This window comes from Stenotrophomonas sp. NPDC077461 (assembly GCF_049545475.1).
In the GTDB taxonomy this organism is placed as follows: domain Bacteria; phylum Pseudomonadota; class Gammaproteobacteria; order Xanthomonadales; family Xanthomonadaceae; genus Stenotrophomonas; species Stenotrophomonas nematodicola.
The window spans coordinates 1-14395 of record NZ_JBMWDO010000011.1 but is presented as its reverse complement, the minus strand read 5'-3'; the positions used below and the strand labels follow the sequence as shown (position 1 = coordinate 14395).

Here is a 14395-nt window from a genome sequence, read left to right as displayed (position 1 = left end):
GACCGCACGCGCCCGTCCCCCACACACGACGAAGGCGCGAACAGCAGGAGCCGTCGCGCCTTCGGGATGGCTGCGGGGCGCAATGCCCCGTGGCCTCAGCTGGACAGGTGCTCGATCGCCGCCACGCTGCCCAGGCGATCGCCCAGACGCTTGAGCAGGGCCAGGCGGTTGGCACGCAGCGCGGGGTCCTCGGCGTTGACCATCACCGCATCGAAGAACGCATCCACCTGCGGACGCAGGCGGGCCAGGCGGTTGAGCACGCTGACATAGTCCTTCTGGTGCAGGCTGGCGTTGGTTTCCTCGATGGCCGCTTCCACCGCTTCGGCCAGTGCGCTCTCGGCCGGTTCGGCCAGCAGCGCGCGGTCGACCATGCCCGGGATGTCGCCCTCGGCCTTGCGCAGGATGTTGCGGATGCGCTTGTTGGCGGCGGCCAGCGCCTCGGCTTCCGGCAGCGCGGCGAACGTGCCGATGGCATCGATGCGGCGGTCGAAGTCGTACAGCGAGGCCGGCTTCAGGTCGGCCACCGCGTTGAAGTGCGTGGCCGGCACGCCCTTGTCGGCGTAGTAGCCCTTCAGGCGGTCGAGGATGAACAGGTGCAGGTCCGACGCCAACTGCCGCGCGTCAACCTCTTCAGACGGCTTGCTGGCGCCCACGGTGCGGATGCCTTCCTGCTCGGCCGCTTGGTTTGCACGCGCCGTCCTGAGCGCGGTGCCGACGCTGATCGAGTGATTGACACCGTCCAGTGCACGCTGCAGCAGCGCGTTCAGATCCAGGTCGAACCCGCTCTCGATCACCGTCCGCGCCAGCCCCAGCGCGTTGCGGCGCAGGGCGAACGGATCCTTGTTGCCGGTCGGCTTCAGGCCGGCGGCGAAACCACCCGCCAGGGTGTCGGCACGCTCGGCAATCGCCAGCACCTTGCCCAGCGGCGACAGCGCGATATCGTCGCCACCGAAGCGCGGCTGGTAGGCCTCGTCGATGGCCAGCGCCACCTCCGGCGACTCACCGCCGGCCAGCGCATAGTGGCGGCCGGCGATGCCCTGCAGCTCGGGGAATTCGTTGACCATGCGCGACTGCAGGTCGTTCTTGGCCAGCACCGCAGCGCGTTTGGCCAGCACCGGATCCACGCCCACCTGCGGCGCGATCGCCTCGGCCAGCGCGACCACGCGCAGCACCTTGTCGGCCACCGAGCCCAGCCTGGCCTGGTAGGTCACCGTCTTCAGGCCCTCGCCCATCGACGTCAGGCCCTGCTTGAGGTCTTCATCGAAGAAGAACTTGGCATCGGAGAAGCGCGGGCGGATCACCCGCTCGTAGCCCTTGGCCACTTCGGCCACATCCCTGGACTCGATATTGGCGATGCCGATGAATTTCTCGGTCAGCCTGCCGCCGGCATCGAGCACCGGGAAGAACTTCTGATTGATCTCCATCGTTTCGATCAGCGCTTCCTGCGGCACCGCCAGGAATTCGCGCTCGAAACTGCACAGCACCGCCGCCGGCCATTCGACCAGGTTGACCACCTGCTCCAGGTTGTCGTCGGTGATCCGCGCCTGGCCACCGGCCTGCGTCGCGGCGGCATTGACCGCCTCGACGATGCGGGTACGGCGCGCGTCGGGGTCGACCAGCACGAAGGCCGCCTGCAGCGAGCCAACGTAGTCGTCCGGCGACGTCAGCCACACGGTCTTGTCGTGCATGAAACGGTGGCCGCGGCTCATGCGGTCGGCCTTCAGGCCGAGCACCTCGGCCTCGACGATGTCGCCGCCGTGCAGCAGCACCAGCCAATGCACCGGGCGGGCGAAGCCGTAGGCGTGGCTGCCCCAGCGCATCGGCTTGGGAATCGGCATCGCCGCGATCGCCTCGCGCAGAATCTCCGGCAACAGCGTGGCGGTGCGCGCGCCCGGGGTGGTGGAGCGGTGCACGAAGCGCTCGCCCTTGGCATCGCTGGTGCGCTCCAGCGCGGTCCAGTCGATCCCGGCCTTGGCGGCGAAGCCCTGCAGTGCCTTGGTCGGCTGGCCGTCGGCATCCAGCGCGATGTTCAGATACGGGCCAAGCACTTCACTGTGCTGTTCGGGCTGCTCCACGGCCACGCCGGGCAGCAGCACCGCCAGGCGGCGCGGGGTCGACAGCGGCTTGGCATCGCCACGCTCGACGGCGACGCCGCGCCTGGTCAGGCCGTCCACAACACCCTCGAAGAAAGCCTGGGCCAGACCCGGCAGCGCCTTGACCGGCAGCTCTTCGGTACCCAGTTCGATCAGCAGCGGCAGCATCGTGCTCATGCCTGCACCTCCTTGGCAGCCACGGCTTCGAGGCGCTTGGCCTCGTACAGCCTGGCCACGGCCTGGGCCAGCGCGCGCACGCGCAGGATGTAGCGCTGGCGCTCGGTCACGCTGATCGCACGGCGTGCATCCAGCAGGTTGAAGGCATGGCTGGCCTTGCACACCTGCTCATAGGCCGGCAGCGGCAGGCCAACCTCGACCAGCGTCTGCGCTTCCTTCTCGCAGGCGTCGAAGCGATGGAACATCTCCTCCACGTCGGCGTACTCGAAGTTGTAGGTGCTCTGCTCGATCTCGTTCTGGAGGTACACATCACCGTAGGTCACCGGCGTGCCATCCGGGCCGTAGGTCCACACCAGGTCGTAGACGTTGTCGCAGTTCTGCAGGTACATGCACAGGCGCTCGAGGCCGTAGGTGATCTCGCCGAGCACCGGCTTGCACTCCAGGCCACCGGCCTGCTGGAAGTAGGTGAACTGGGTGACTTCCATGCCGTTGAGCCAGACTTCCCAGCCCAGGCCCCAGGCACCGAGGGTCGGCGATTCCCAGTTGTCCTCGACAAACCGCAGGTCGTGCACCAGCGGATCGATGCCCAGCGCCTTGAGCGAATCCAGGTACAGCTGCTGGATGTTGTCCGGGCTCGGCTTCATCGCCACCTGGTACTGGTAGTAGCGCTGCAGGCGGTTGGGGTTCTCGCCGTAGCGGCCGTCGGTGGGACGGCGCGAAGGCTGCACGTACGCGGCATTCCAGCTTTCCGGACCGATCGAGCGCAGGAACGTGGCCGGGTGGAAGGTGCCGGCACCGACCTCCAGGTCCAGCGGCTGGATCAGCACGCAGCCCTGCTGCGCCCAATACTGGTTGAGGGTCTGGATCAGGCCCTGGAAAGTGATCGGAACGTTGGAAGTCGCGGACATGCGGCGGATTCTTGCCTGCAGGAGGGGTGCGCTAGTATAGCGACGACCACGCGGACACCGCCCCGGCACGCCATCGGGCCGGACCGGCCGGCACGTCCGGCCGGCGGCACAGACCGCGTTGGCGCGTTCATGGACCGGTCCGGGGGGATACCGGCCACCCCATCACCGCGTGCACCGCACGCCATAAGGACCTCGGCAGTGGATCAGCGCCCACCGGTTTCATTCGTCCCCGGCCCGGACGCCACCGCCCCGCTGCTGCCGGGCCGGCTTGGCTTCGACCAGGTTGCCGCGGCACTGGTCGCCGACGGCCTGGTGGCCGACAGCGATCTGGAGCGCATCCGCTTCTCCGCCCAGGGGGCACGCAATGCCAGTGAAGTCCATCCGCTGGTGCTGCTGGCCAATCTCAAGCTGGCCGCGGCCGGCGGCGGCGAGCTGGGCCTGGAGCGCCTCACCGAATGGCTGGCCACGCGCACCGGCACGCGCTACCTGCGGGTCGATCCGACCCGGGTCGATGTGTCCTCGGTGACCGCCCTGGTCTCCCATGCCTACGCACGCCGGCACCGCTTCCTGCCGCTGGCGGTGGACACCGAACGGGTGCTGGTGGCCACCAGTGAGCCACTGGCGCAGGAATGGCTGCGCGACCTCCAGCACCTCACCCGGCGCCGGATCGAGCTGGCGATGGTCAACCCGCTGGACCTGCACCGCTACACGATGGAGTTCTACGGCGTGACCCGCTCGGTGCGCGGCGCGCGCGGCGATGTCCGCGGCGAGTCCAGCGGCACCCTGCCCAGCTTCGAGCAGCTGGTGGAGCTGGGCCGTGCCGGCGACGTCAATGCCGACGACCAGCACATCGTGCACATCGTCGACTGGCTGCTGCAGTACGCGTACGAACAGCGCGCCTCGGACATCCACCTGGAACCGCGCCGCGACATGGGGCGCATGCGCTTCCGCATCGATGGCGTGCTGCACAAGGTGTTCGAGGTGCCGCCGGCGGTGATGACCGCCGTGGTCAGCCGTATCAAGGTCCTCGGTCGCATGGACCTGGCCGAGCGCCGCCGCCCCCAGGACGGGCGCATCAAGACGCGGTCGCCAGGCGGACGCGAAGTGGAAATGCGCCTGTCGACCATGCCCACCGCGTTCGGCGAGAAGTGTGTGATGCGCATCTTCGATCCCGATGCGGCCTTCAAGAGCATCGACCAGCTCGGCTTCAGCCCGCAGGAGGCCGCCGGCTGGACCGCCCTGGTCGAGCGCCCGCACGGGATCGTGCTGGTCACCGGCCCCACCGGCTCGGGCAAGACCACCACCCTGTACTCCACGCTCAAGCGGCTGGCCACGCCGGACGTCAACGTCTGCACGGTGGAAGACCCGATCGAGATGATCGCTCCCGAGTTCAACCAGATGCAGGTGCAGACCAACATCGACCTGGACTTCGCCAGCGGCGTGCGCACCCTGCTGCGGCAGGACCCGGACATCATCATGATCGGCGAGATCCGCGATCTGGAGACCGCGCAGATGGCCGTCCAGGCCTCGCTCACCGGCCACCTGGTGCTGTCCACGCTGCACACCAACGACGCCGCCTCGGCCATCACGCGCCTGCTCGATCTGGGCGTGCCGCACTACCTGCTGGCCTCCACCGTCAACGGCATCCTCGCCCAGCGCCTGGTGCGCACGCTGTGCCCCAGCTGCAAGGTGCCGCACGTCCTCGGCGCCGAGCAATGGGCCGTGCTGGCTGATGCCGATGAAGCATTACCTCAGACCCCCACGCCATATGCACCGGTAGGTTGCATCGAGTGCCGCCGCACCGGTTACCTCGGCCGCGTCGGCCTGTATGAGCTGCTGCCATTGGGTTCGCGGCTGCGCAGGATGATCCGCGCGGACATGGATATGGCCGCTTTCAACCGCGCCGCGCGTGCTGAGGGCGTGCGAACCCTGCGCCGCGCGGGGCTTGAAAAGGTGGCGGCAGGGCTGACTACAATCGAGGAAGTCCTGTCCGTACTGCCACCCCCGGATGAATCCAGCCCCCTTCCTGATCATTGAAACCGGCCAGCCCGTCGCCTCGCTGCGACGCTACGGGCGCTTTCCGCACTGGATCCGCGTCGCCGCCGGGCTGGACGCCGACGAGACCGTGGTCGTGGACGTCGAGCATGGCGAGGCGCTGCCGGCGCACCAGCAGTTCGCCGGGGTGATCGTCACCGGGTCGGCCGCGTACGTCACCGACCATGCCGACTGGAGCGAACGCAGCGCCGACTGGCTGCGCACCGCCGTCCACGCCGGGCGCCCGGTGTTCGGCATCTGCTACGGCCACCAGCTGCTGGCCCATGCGCTGGGCGGCGAGGTGGCCTACAACCCGGCCGGGCGCGAGTCGGGCACGATCGAGCTGGCGCTGGACCCCACCGCCGACAGCGATCCGCTGTTCGCCGGCCTGCCCGCCCGCTTCCCGGCCCACGCCACCCATCTGCAGACGGTACTGCGCGTTCCCGACGGCGCAGCGGTGCTGGCCCGGTCGGCGCAGGACAACTGCCATGCCTTCCGCTGGGGCCGGCAGGCGTGGGGCGTGCAGTTCCATCCGGAGTTCGCCACCCACCACATGCGCGGCTACGTGCGCGCCCGTGCCGAGTGCATCCGCCAGCACGGCGGCTGCGCGCGCAGCGTCGCCCGCGCGGTCAGCGCCGCGCCGCTGGCCCGCCAGCTGCTGCGCCGCTTCGTCCGCCAGGCACGCCTGGCCTGAGCCGCTCGCGTCCCGGCATCATGCCTGCGCGGGCTTCAGGTCACGCGCGCGGAAAACAGGGATAATCGGGATTCACCGGGCGCCCGCGCCCCTCCCCCCCAGTTTTCGGAATGGTATGAGCGAGATTCGCAAGCTGCCGGCCTCTGCCGGCGCGGAATGGCTGCTGTCCGGTTTCTCCCTGCTGCGCAGAGCGCCGCTGGCCCTTGGCCTGCTCGGCGTGATCTGGGCGGTGGTCGCCCTGCTGGTGATGTCGCTGGCGGTGGTCAGCCCGGCGCTGAGCACGCTGGCACAGCTGCTCATGGCGCTGGCCGGCCCGCTGTTCTTCGGCGGCCTGGTGTGGGCCGTTCGCGAGGTCGACCTTGGCCGCAGCGCGCAGCCGGCGCACCTGCTGCAGGGCCTGTACGAAGGCCGTGCGCTGAACCTGCTGGCCTCGCTGCTGCCGCAGCTGGTGGCCGGCCTGTTCCTCGGCGCATTGCTTCTGATGCTGATCGGCAGCAGCGGCCTGCAGCACCTCAGCGAGGTGATGGAGCAGCTCAACACGATCAGCCAGTCCGGCGCGCAGCCGGACCCCGCCCAGATCGAGGCGCTGGCCGCCAGCCTGCCGGCCGGCCGCATCCTGTTGTGGCTGGCCCTGGTGGTCGCCACCTTCCTGGCGATGGCACTGGCCCTGTTCACCCTGCCGCCGCAGGTCATGTTCGAACACCGCAACGGCCTGCAGGCGCTGCGCTTGAGCCTGCGCGCCTGCCTGCACAACGTGCCGGCGATGCTGGTGTTCTTCCTGCTCTCGTTCGTGGCCGTGTTCGCCATCTACTTCGCGGTGATGCTGGTGGCGCTGATCGCCCAGCTCATCGGCGGCACCTTCCTGGCGCTGTTCGTGGCCCAGCTGCTGCTGATGGGCGTGGTCATGCCGGTGTTCGCCGGGGCCATCTACACCGCGTGGAAGCAGATGTTCGGCCAGGGCACGGAGCCGCCGCCGATGCCGGGCCCGAACAACATGTTCGCCGCCTGATACAGAAAACCCCGGCCTGCGCCGGGGTTTTTTTTGTCGGGCCTGTCACCCGGCACCGCCGCGCTGGCGTGCGCACCACGCAGTGGGGGAGGAACCTTGTCGTCGCTACTGCGGCGATGCGCCCGGCGCCGGGCGCGGCACCAGCCAGCGCGCGGCATGGATGCCAAGCTCATAGAGCAGGCACATCGGGATGGCCAGCATCAACTGCGACACCACGTCCGGGGGCGTCAGCACCGCGGCCAGCACGAAGATACCCACCACCGCGTACCCGCGGCCTTCCTTGAACTGCTGCGGGCTGATCCAGCCCAGCAGCGTCAGGATCACCATCGCCACCGGCAGTTCGAAACTGCTGCCGAACGCAAAGAAGATCGCCAGCACGAAGTCCAGGTACGCATTGGCGTCCGGGGTAATCGCGATGACCTCCGGCCGGAAGGTGGTCAGGAAGTGGAAGACCGCCGGCAACACCAGGAAATAGGCGAACGCACAGCCGAGATAGAACAGCAGCACCGACGACACCAGCAACGGCACGGCCAGCCGCTTCTCGCGCGCATACAGGCCCGGCGCCACGAAGGCCCACAACTGGTACAGCAGCCACGGCACCGCCACGAACACCGCCACGAAGAAGGTCAGCTTCAGCGGCGCGAAAAACGCGCCGGCCGGGTTGGTCGCGATCATCGATTGCCCGAGCGGCAACTTGGAGATCAGCGGTTCGGCCAGCCACGTGTAGATCTTCTGGCTGAAGGGCATCAGCCCCAGCAGCACCACGCCCAGCCCGAGCAGGGCACGGACCAGGCGCGCGCGCAGTTCGATCAGGTGGTCGACCAGCGAACTTTCAGGAGAGCTCGTCTCGCTCATCGCGGTGCCTCCGGCGGCGAAGGCGCGTCCGCGCGCGGCGCGCTGCCATCAATGCCCGGGGGCGAGGCCGCATCGTGCGTCGCGTGCGTCACCACGGCCGGATCAACGGCGTTCACGTCCTGCCCTGTCGCGTGCTGGGCCATGCTGGCCGGCGAACCCGGTACCGGCCCGGTCATCAACGGTGCGGCGGCCTCATCGGCAACGGCCTGCCCCTGCTGCCGGGCATGGCCACGCAGCTGCTCGGCTTCGCGCCGGACCGCCTCGCCGCTGGCGCGCAGTTGCGCTTCGGTGTCCTGCACCGAGGCCTGCACATCGTGGAACTGCCGCTTGATCTCTTCGGCGTGCAGTTCGCGCTCCAGCTCCTGCTTGACCGAGTCCCACTGGTTGCGCGCACGCCGGACCCACAGCCCGGCAAAGCGTGCGGCCTTGGGCAGGCGTTCGGGACCGAGCACGACCAGGGCCACTACCGCGATGACCAGCAGTTCACTGAAACCGATATCGAACACACCGACCGCCCGGGATCAGCGCGGGTCGCGGTCGTGCTCGGCCTGCGACGACTTGGCCGCGTCCTGCTGCGAGCGCGACGCATCGCCGAGCTGCGCGGCCGGCTTGTCGTCGTCGTGCATGCCCTTCTTGAATTCCTTGACGGCGCTGCCAAGGTCCTTGGCGCCGCTGGTCAGTTTCTTGGTGCCGAACACCAGCAGAACGATGACCAGCACGACCAACCAATGCCAGATGCTGAAACTGCCCATGAGCTGCTCGCGTTACGTAGTGATCAGACGGTTGAGCATAGCGCACCGGTGGTAAGCCGGCGCGCGTGACGAAAGTCAGTTGCCGTCCAGCGATTCAGTCCGGACTTCGCCTTCGCCGATCGGCTGGAAGCCCTGCTGGGGCGCGGGTTGCGCCGGCACGGCCTGCAGCGGCGCCGTGGTGGCACCGGCAGCAGGCGCGGGCGCGGCCCGTTCAGCCACGGCCGGGGCAGCGGAACGCGGCGCCGGGGCAGGCGCGGCACCGGCCGTGCCGCGCTTCTCGCGGGCTGAATAGGTGGCTTCTTCCAGACGGTCACGGAAGGCCACCACGTCGATCGACGGCGGCTCACCCACGCGGCCTTCAAAGACCATGCGCGGGGTGGTGTTGCTGCCGTAGGCGTCCAGGTTGGCGGCATCGTCGATCTGCAGCACGGCGCCATCCAGCGCCACGCCGGCGAACAGGCCACGCGCACGCGACCAGGACCAGATCTCGGCCTTCAGCTGGCCATCGGTGGCGGCGGCCGCGTTGCGCCCGACCGGACCGGCCGCGACACCGGCATCGGCGCCCAGGGTGAACTTGCCGTTGACGAGATTGTCCAGGCTGCGGTCGTTGCGGAACACCAGCACCACGTCCGAGGACTGCACGCCGGCCTGGAAGCCGATGCTGCCGCCGGTGAGCTTGACGAACACCGGGTTGGACCAGCTGCCATCGGGCATCTTCACCGACATCAGACCGTGGCCACGGCGACCACCGATGACCAGACCGGCCTTGATCGTGTCGGGAATGACCACGACCGCGCGGCCTTCATCCAGCAGCTTGTCGGGAATACCCTGCTCGGGAATGTCCTGGATTTCGTTGAGGACGCGCACCGCGTTGCGCGCACGCTGGTCCTCCTGTGGACCGGCCAGTGCCTGGGTCGACAACAGGCTGGCGGAGATCAGCAGTACTAGGCTCAGGCGGCGCATGGTGGGCTCCAGAAGTCGGGACACAGGAAGATAGAGCAAGTAACTGAAAGTAGAAGGTTTGCCATGAATCAGCAATGAGCGTCCCGGTCGAGAATACACGCCCTCGATGGGCACAATAGTGTCTATCGACCCCGACAATCGCGTAGACCTGCGAGAATAGCCCCCATGCTCGACGCACCCGACACCGCCGTGCTGGCGGTCAACCTAGGCACCCCCGAAACGCCCACCGCTCCGGCGGTCCGTCGTTACCTGGCCGAATTCCTCAGCGATCCGCGCGTGGTCGCGATCCCGCCGTTGCTGTGGAAGCCCTTGCTGTACGGGCTCATCCTGCCGTTGCGCAGCGGCCGCTCGGCGGCCAAGTACGCCCAGGTCTGGTTGCCTGACGGCTCGCCGCTGATGGTCCATACCCGGCGCCTGGCCGAGGCCATGCAGGCATTGATGCCCAACCTGCGGGTGCGCTACGCGATGCGTTATGGCGCACCGGCGCTGACGGCCGAGCTGGACCGGCTGGCCGCCGAGGGCATGCGTCGGATCGTGGTGCTGCCGCTGTATCCGCAGTATTCGACCACCACCACCGCCTCGATCGAGGACCAGGTGCGCGACTGGCAGCCGCGGCACCCGGGCGTGACCGTCACCCTGGTGCGCGACTACGCCGTCGATCCGGACTGGGTCGCCGCCGTCGCCGCCAGCATCCGCCAGTGGTGGGCGCAGCACGGCCGCGGCGAGAAGCTGGTGTTCTCCTTCCACGGCATCCCGCAGCGTCTGGCCGACGCAGGCGATCCGTACCCGCAGCGCTGCGAAGCCAGTGCGCAGGCGATCGCGCAGGCGCTGGAGCTGGGTGCCGATGACTGGCAATTGACCTACCAGTCGCGCTTCGGCCGCGAGAAGTGGCTGCAGCCGTACGCCGAACCCACGCTGTGGGCGATGGCTGAACGGGGCACGCGCCGCATCGATGTGGTGTGCCCCGGCTTTGCGACCGATTGCCTGGAAACACTGGAGGAAGTGGCCCTGGGGTTCACCGAAACCGTTGCGGCGCGCGGCGCCACCATGCGCTACATCCCCTGCCTCAACGATGCGCCCGAGCACGCCCTGGCGTTGTCGCGGCTGAGCATCGCCGCACTGGCATGAGCCTGCAGCCGTTCTCGATCGACGTCGCCGGCAGCGCGGTGGCGGGCCTGCGCGCGTCCGCGCCGCACGGCGCCCGCGTGCTGGCGCTGCATGGCTGGCTCGACAACGCGGCCAGCTTCGTCCCGCTGGCCGCCGAGCTGCCCGGCCTGGACCTGGTGGCGATCGATCTGCCCGGACACGGCCACAGCGCGCACCTGCCCCCCGGCACGCAATACAACACGCCCGGCGCGATCTGCCATGTGCTGGATGTTGCCGACGCGCTCGGCTGGGACCGCTTCTCCCTGATCGGCCATTCGATGGGTGCCGGCATCGCCAGCCTCACCGCGGCCGCCGCGCCCGAGCGGATCGAACGCCTGGTCGCGATCGAAGCGCTCGGCGGTCTGCGTGGGCCGGAGAATGAGACCGCGCAGCGCCTGCGCGACCATGTGCGTGCCGCCCGCGCCCTGCCGGGCAGGAACCTGCGCGTGTTCCCTGACCTGAGCACGCCCATCCGTGCCCGGATGATGACCAACCAGCTCAGCGAGCCCTGCGCGCGGCTGCTGGTGGAACGCGGCGTCAAGGCCGTGGACGGCGGCTACAGCTGGTGCAGCGATCCCCGCCTGATGCTGCCCACGGCGATGCGCCTGAGCGAAGCCCAGATCGACGATCTGTTGGCCGCCATTGAATGCCCCACCCAGGTGATCTACGCCACGCCGGCGCAGTCCTACTACCCCGAGCCCCTGCGCAGCCAACGCATTGCACTGCTGCGCGATGGCCGCCTCGCGGTATTCCCCGGTACCCACCACCTGCACATGGAGCATCCGCGACAGATCGGTGAGGTGGTCCGCGGCTTCCTGGCCGCCTGACCCCCGACACGTGCTGCCGCGCACATGCGGCGGCGTACTGCGACACCGTGTCGCACTCAATTTTCCCGGCGATCGACCGATACCGTAGGGGCAGGTGGGAGGAGTCCACCTGTGCCGTCGCATGCTCCGCCACCGCGAAGCCGCGCATCACCCACGGTTTCCAGGACCCTCATCGCCATGCCGTACTGGCCGTGCCATCGCCCACAGGACCGGGCCATGACGGGGGTGATCGCCACCGCCGACGCCGCGAGTGCGCCCTGCGTCCCCCATCGTCCCGCTTTCATTGCCGTGTCCCCTGCCCCTGCAGTGTGCGACGCGGCGTCTGCCTGTCCGCACGCGCCGTCGCGGCCCCCTGCTTCCTGCTGATTCCGGAGTCGTCATGTCTGCCCTTCCCAACACCCCTTCCCGCCCGCCGGATCGTGCGCGCAGGCTTCCCCTCACCATCGACACCGCGGCGCTGCTGGCCGCCGCCGCGCTGCTGGCAACCGCCCTGGCGATGGCGTTCTGGCACCGTCAGCCCGCGCCGTCGCTGGCCGCGGCCGTCGGCGCGGCCCTGGTGTGCGCGATGGCGCTGCGCCAGCGCCGACAGACCCGTGCGGCTGCCCTGGATGCACGGCGCGCCGCCGGGGCCGCTGACGACCTTGCCCGGCACCGCGCACGCGACGATGCCGCACACCGCGAGAACGCGCAGATCCGCCAGGCGCTGGATGTGTCACGGACCGCGATGATGATCGCCGACAACGACCACGTGATCCGCTACGTCAACCAGTCCGTGGTCACCCTGCTGCGCAACCAGCAGAGCAGCCTGCGCGAGGCCTTCCCCGATTTCGACGCCGATCATCTGATCGGCAGCAGCATTCATCGCTTCCACGTTGACCCCGATCGCATCCGCGGCATCCTCAACACCCTCAGCAAGGCCCATCACGGGCGTGTGCGGATCGGACCGGTGCACTTCGCCCAGGTTGTCACCCCGGTATTCGACGCACGTGGCCAGCGTCTCGGCTTTGCCGTGGAATGGCACGACCGCACCCAGGAGCTCCTGCTGGAGAACGCCGTGGCCGGCATCGTGGCCGCCGCCACCAAGGGCGACCTCGATCAGCGCCTGCCCGCCAGCAACAGCGGCGTCAGCTTCCTCGACAGTCTGACCGGTGGCATCAACCACCTGCTCGACAGCGTGGGCGGCACCGTCGGCGAGATCCGTCGTGTGCTCTCCGCGCTTGCCGAAGGCGACCTGGACCAGCGCATGCAGGGCGAGTTCGACGGTTCGTTCGCCGCCATGCAGCGCGATGCCAACGCGACCGCCGCCCAGCTCACCGCAATGGTCGAGCGGATCAAGCAGTGCACTGCGTCAATCTCGCTGGCCGCCAGCGAGATCGCCAGCGGCAACAGCGATCTCTCCGAGCGTACCGAGCGACAGGCCGCGCATCTGGAGGAGACCGCCGCGTCGATGGAGGAGCTGACCTCGACCGTGCGCCAGAATGCCGAGCACGCCCGCCAGGCCAGCGCGTTGGCACAGGGGGCACACGACGTCGCCAGCCGTGGCAGCGACGTGGTCGGCCGCGTGGTCACCACGATGGACACCATCCAGGGCGCGTCCACCCGCATCGCCGACATCACCCGCGTGATCGACGGGATCGCCTTCCAGACCAACATCCTCGCCCTCAATGCCGCCGTTGAAGCCGCCCGCGCCGGCGAGCAGGGCCGCGGCTTCGCGGTGGTGGCCAGCGAAGTGCGCATCCTCGCGCAACGCTCGGCCGATGCGGCCAAGGAGATCAAGCACCTGATCGAGGACGCCGCCACCCATGTTGCCGACGGCGCCCGCCTCGTGCAGGACGCCGGCCGGACCATGCAGGAGATCGTCAGCAGCGTGGGCGGAGTGAGCGGCATCATGGTCGAGATCTCCTCGGCATCGCAGGAACAGGCCGCCGGCATCGACCAGGTCAACCAGACCGTCGCCCAGATGGACGACGCCACCCAGCAGAACGCCGCGCTCGTCGAAGAAGCCAGCGCCGCAGCGCGTCTGCTGGAGAGCCAGGCCCGGGAACTGACCGACGCGGTTGCCGTGTTCCGCCACCAGGCGCAGACCGACACCGCACCGCAGGGAATGCGCAGCGCGGCGTGAACCGCGCACTGCGATGAGACGAGGAAACGGCGCCACGGGCGCCGTTTTTTTTTGGGGCGAGGGCGAGCGTTGAGCGCCCCCTTGATGTCCAGCAGGTGCCGACCGCCGGTGGGCACGGTCCGTCACCGCACGCAGCGCCCGCCGCTGCACGCCGTCGCCCCACCAGCGGCCAGTGGCGACCTGGGATCTGAGCGCATGGGCTGGGATCCGGGACTGCATCCCGATGTGGACCGGCGTCCGGTAGGTGCCGACCACAGGTCGCACCGTCCATCACCGCACGTTGCGCCCGCCGCTGCGCGCCGTCGCCCCACCAGCGGCCGGTGGCGACCTGGGATCTGAGCGCATGGGCTGGGATCCGGTACTGCATCCCGATGTGGACCGGCGTCCGGCAGGTGCCGACCACAGGTTGCACCGTCCATCACCGCGTGCAGCACCTGGGCGGCGATCCGGGGTGCCGCGTTCGAATGTGGATCGGCGGCGTACGGTCGATGTCCACCATAGGGGAGCGATACATCACCGCCGCAGGTAACGCACAAAGAAAAAACCCCACTGCGTGAGCAGCGGGGTTTTTGGGGTGTAAACCCTGGCGATGACCTACTCTCGCATGGCTTAGGCCACACTACCATCGGCGCAGCTGCGTTTCACTTCCGAGTTCGGGATGGGATCGGGTGGTTCCACAGCGCTAATTTCACCAGGGAGACGGTTGGAGCGTCGCCATCCAAACAACGGATATAGGCGCCTGCCTCTCATAGTTCTTGTGACGTAGCGTGCACTTGGATCTATCGACATGTCATGTCGGCCAAGGCAACTTGAGG

Annotated in this window: 12 protein-coding genes and 1 rRNA gene; 6 read left to right on the top strand and 7 right to left on the bottom strand. The window is 68.7% G+C overall.

Annotation, left to right across the window (positions count from 1 at the left end; translation table 11 throughout):
- Window positions 1-95 precede the first annotated feature (95 nt).
- Window positions 96-2270, bottom strand: a complete 2175-nt coding sequence (gene glyS, locus ACPEH8_RS16790) for a glycine--tRNA ligase subunit beta (RefSeq protein WP_017356534.1) — start codon at window positions 2268-2270, stop codon at window positions 96-98.
- Window positions 2267-3178, bottom strand: a complete 912-nt coding sequence (gene glyQ, locus ACPEH8_RS16785; protein ID WP_017356533.1) for a glycine--tRNA ligase subunit alpha — start codon at window positions 3176-3178, stop codon at window positions 2267-2269. The genes glyS and glyQ overlap by 4 nt, the downstream gene beginning before the upstream one ends.
- Window positions 3179-3376: 198 nt before the next feature.
- On the opposite strand from glyQ, the gene ACPEH8_RS16780 reads away from it, so the two are divergent.
- The 3 genes from ACPEH8_RS16780 (at window position 3377) to ACPEH8_RS16770 (ending at window position 6915) form a co-directional block, all read left to right on the top strand.
- Complete coding sequence (locus ACPEH8_RS16780; RefSeq protein ID WP_423667551.1) at window positions 3377-5215, top strand: GspE/PulE family protein; 1839 nt, start codon at window positions 3377-3379, stop codon at window positions 5213-5215.
- The gene (locus ACPEH8_RS16775) at window positions 5187-5906 is read left to right on the top strand and encodes a glutamine amidotransferase (protein WP_136006483.1); all 720 of its coding nucleotides are present in this window, start codon (window positions 5187-5189) and stop codon (window positions 5904-5906) included. The genes ACPEH8_RS16780 and ACPEH8_RS16775 overlap by 29 nt, the downstream gene beginning before the upstream one ends.
- Window positions 5907-6021: 115 nt before the next feature.
- Window positions 6022-6915 (top strand): BPSS1780 family membrane protein, encoded by an 894-nt coding sequence (locus ACPEH8_RS16770; RefSeq protein ID WP_136006485.1) that lies wholly within the window; start codon window positions 6022-6024, stop codon window positions 6913-6915.
- 105 nt (window positions 6916-7020) lie between these two features.
- Here ACPEH8_RS16770 and tatC read toward each other — a convergent pair whose 3' ends face one another.
- From tatC to ACPEH8_RS16750, 4 genes are all read right to left on the bottom strand, one after another.
- Complete coding sequence (tatC, locus tag ACPEH8_RS16765; RefSeq protein WP_136006487.1) at window positions 7021-7770, bottom strand: twin-arginine translocase subunit TatC; 750 nt, start codon at window positions 7768-7770, stop codon at window positions 7021-7023.
- The gene (tatB, locus tag ACPEH8_RS16760) at window positions 7767-8276 is read right to left on the bottom strand and encodes a Sec-independent protein translocase protein TatB (protein ID WP_423667548.1); all 510 of its coding nucleotides are present in this window, start codon (window positions 8274-8276) and stop codon (window positions 7767-7769) included. The genes tatC and tatB overlap by 4 nt, the downstream gene beginning before the upstream one ends.
- 15 nt (window positions 8277-8291) lie before the next feature.
- The gene (tatA, locus tag ACPEH8_RS16755) at window positions 8292-8522 is read right to left on the bottom strand and encodes a Sec-independent protein translocase subunit TatA (protein ID WP_136006490.1); all 231 of its coding nucleotides are present in this window, start codon (window positions 8520-8522) and stop codon (window positions 8292-8294) included.
- A gap of 75 nt (window positions 8523-8597) precedes the next feature.
- A complete protein-coding gene (locus ACPEH8_RS16750) occupies window positions 8598-9485 on the bottom strand; it encodes a lipid-binding SYLF domain-containing protein (RefSeq protein ID WP_136006492.1) in 888 nt (295 codons plus the stop codon).
- 165 nt (window positions 9486-9650) lie between these two features.
- On the opposite strand from ACPEH8_RS16750, the gene hemH reads away from it, so the two are divergent.
- From hemH to ACPEH8_RS16735, 3 genes are all read left to right on the top strand, one after another.
- Window positions 9651-10613, top strand: coding sequence for a ferrochelatase (gene hemH, locus ACPEH8_RS16745; RefSeq protein ID WP_017357584.1), 963 nt, complete (start codon window positions 9651-9653; stop codon window positions 10611-10613).
- On the top strand, window positions 10610-11458 hold the full coding sequence (locus ACPEH8_RS16740) for an alpha/beta fold hydrolase (RefSeq protein WP_017357583.1): 849 nt from the start codon (window positions 10610-10612) through the stop codon (window positions 11456-11458). Before hemH ends, ACPEH8_RS16740 begins: the two co-directional genes overlap by 4 nt.
- A 379-nt stretch (window positions 11459-11837) precedes the next feature.
- The gene (locus ACPEH8_RS16735; RefSeq protein ID WP_153165139.1) at window positions 11838-13580 is read left to right on the top strand and encodes a methyl-accepting chemotaxis protein; all 1743 of its coding nucleotides are present in this window, start codon (window positions 11838-11840) and stop codon (window positions 13578-13580) included.
- A 581-nt stretch (window positions 13581-14161) separates the two neighbouring features.
- On the opposite strand, the gene rrf is transcribed toward ACPEH8_RS16735, so the two are convergent.
- Window positions 14162-14276 (bottom strand): 5S ribosomal RNA (rrf, locus tag ACPEH8_RS16730).
- Window positions 14277-14395: the final 119 nt, after the last annotated feature.

Excerpts from the sequence above, each read along its gene's own strand:
- glyS (WP_017356534.1), bottom strand. The coding sequence starts at position 2,270 with ATGAGCACGATGCTGCCGCTGCTGATCGAACTGGGTACCGAAGAGCTG.
- tatC (WP_136006487.1), bottom strand. The coding sequence starts at position 7,770 with ATGAGCGAGACGAGCTCTCCTGAAAGTTCGCTGGTCGACCACCTGATC.
- ACPEH8_RS16735 (WP_153165139.1), top strand. The coding sequence starts at position 11,838 with ATGTCTGCCCTTCCCAACACCCCTTCCCGCCCGCCGGATCGTGCGCGC.
- ACPEH8_RS16750 (WP_136006492.1), bottom strand. The coding sequence starts at position 9,485 with ATGCGCCGCCTGAGCCTAGTACTGCTGATCTCCGCCAGCCTGTTGTCG.
- glyQ (WP_017356533.1), bottom strand. The coding sequence starts at position 3,178 with ATGTCCGCGACTTCCAACGTTCCGATCACTTTCCAGGGCCTGATCCAG.
- ACPEH8_RS16740 (WP_017357583.1), top strand. The coding sequence starts at position 10,610 with ATGAGCCTGCAGCCGTTCTCGATCGACGTCGCCGGCAGCGCGGTGGCG.
- tatA (WP_136006490.1), bottom strand. The coding sequence starts at position 8,522 with ATGGGCAGTTTCAGCATCTGGCATTGGTTGGTCGTGCTGGTCATCGTT.
- hemH (WP_017357584.1), top strand. The coding sequence starts at position 9,651 with ATGCTCGACGCACCCGACACCGCCGTGCTGGCGGTCAACCTAGGCACC.
- ACPEH8_RS16775 (WP_136006483.1), top strand. The coding sequence starts at position 5,187 with ATGAATCCAGCCCCCTTCCTGATCATTGAAACCGGCCAGCCCGTCGCC.
- ACPEH8_RS16770 (WP_136006485.1), top strand. The coding sequence starts at position 6,022 with ATGAGCGAGATTCGCAAGCTGCCGGCCTCTGCCGGCGCGGAATGGCTG.